We start from the raw sequence: 1,410 nt of genomic DNA, 5'->3' as shown, positions 1-1,410 counted from the left end.
GGCCCCCGCCCTGGCCCCCGTCGTGGCTCCCGTCGTGGCTCCCGTCGTGGCTCCCGTCCTGGCTCCCGTCCTGGCCCCCGCCCTGGCTCCCGGCTTGTCCTCCGGATGGGGCCTCGCCCAGCATGGCCTCGCCGGTCAGCTCCAGCACGCGCTGCCGGTCCTCCTCGGGGACGCCGAGCAGCTCGCAGATGGCCCGCAGCGGCACCTGGGCGGCCACCTCCGCCACGAAGTCGCCGCCGCCGCGCCGCACGAGCGCGCCGAGCAGGTCGCGGGTGGCCTCCGCGATCGACCGCGTGACCGGGCCGAGCGCGCGCGGGCCGAAGCCGGGCGTCAGCAGGCGGCGCAGGCGGGCGTGCCCGGGCCCGTCCGTGACGACCAGCATCTTGCCCGCGCCGGGATCGTGCCCGCGCAGGAGGGTGCGCAGCATGTTGCCCTGGAGCGAGCTGAACGTGTCCGGGTCGCGCACGACGCGCAGCACGTCGGCGTGGCGGGTCACGCTCCAGAACCGCTCGTGCCTGCGCACCGGGTCGTTGGCGCGCAACCAGCGCCACACGGGGGTGAGGTCGTGGGTGGCGTGGAGCGCGGGATCGAGCAGGTCGAGCGCGTCGATCCCGGCCGGGTCGGGGCTGGGTCTCATGGTCCGAGCTCGTCAAGGAGGTCGCCGAGCGGGTCGTCGTCCGGGTCGCTCAGGACGCGGGAGATGAGCTCCTCCAGCGGCAGCTCCTCCAGGAACAGCTCGATGGGCGCCTCCAGGCCGAAGCGGTCGCGCAGCTCGCCGACCAGGAAGACGGCGGTCAGGGAGTCGCCGCCGACGGCGAAGTACGTCCTGGTCAGGTCCTCCCTGCCTTGCAGGTCCAGGGTGGTCAGGAACAGCTCGGTCACCGCGGCCGGTGTGTCCCGCGGTTGTTCGGGTTCGGGGGGCGGCGGGGCGCCGACGGTGAGCGCGCCGTGGTGTTCGCCCGCGAACGGGTACGTGGGCAGGCGGACCCGGCGGCCGCCTGCCTGCGGCCAGGCGACGTCCTCGCCCCGCAGCCACGCGTCACCCAGCACCGAGCCCTCGCCGCCGTCCACCTTCCCGCGCGTGGCGAGCGCCTCCAGCGCGGCGGCGGCCTCGTCGCGGGTCGTGGCGACCACGTAGGCGCGGGCGTCCAGGGCGGCACGGCCCGTGGCCAGGGTGTGGGCGACGTCGGCCGGCGAAGGCGCGCCGGGCGCGCGCAGCGCCTCCGCCAGCCGCCGCGCCGCCGTGGCCAGCTGGGCAGGGGTGCGGGCCGACAGCGGCAGCACGAGCGGCGGTCCGTCCTGCCCCCGCGCCGACGCCGCTCCGCCTCCGGCGCCGGGCGTGCTCGTACTCGAAGCGGTGGCAGGCGTGGAGGCACGGGAGACGGCGGCGGGGGAGGAAGCGCCGGCGGC

At 77.1% G+C, this 1,410-nt stretch carries 2 protein-coding genes; both read right to left on the bottom strand.

The annotated features are described in order from the left end of the window. A partial coding sequence (locus E1292_RS50360) for a cytochrome P450 family protein (RefSeq protein WP_132606869.1) occupies positions 1-637 on the bottom strand: 637 nt, incomplete at its 3' end. Continuing rightward, a partial coding sequence (locus E1292_RS50355; protein ID WP_132606868.1) for an acyl carrier protein occupies positions 634-1,410 on the bottom strand: 777 nt, incomplete at its 5' end. The genes E1292_RS50360 and E1292_RS50355, both read right to left, overlap by 4 nt.

Source organism: Nonomuraea deserti, assembly GCF_004348685.1.
In the GTDB taxonomy this organism is placed as follows: Bacteria; Actinomycetota; Actinomycetes; order Streptosporangiales; family Streptosporangiaceae; genus Nonomuraea; species Nonomuraea deserti.
The sequence above is the reverse complement of the archived record's forward strand: the minus strand, read 5'-3'. Positions and strand labels throughout refer to the sequence as shown.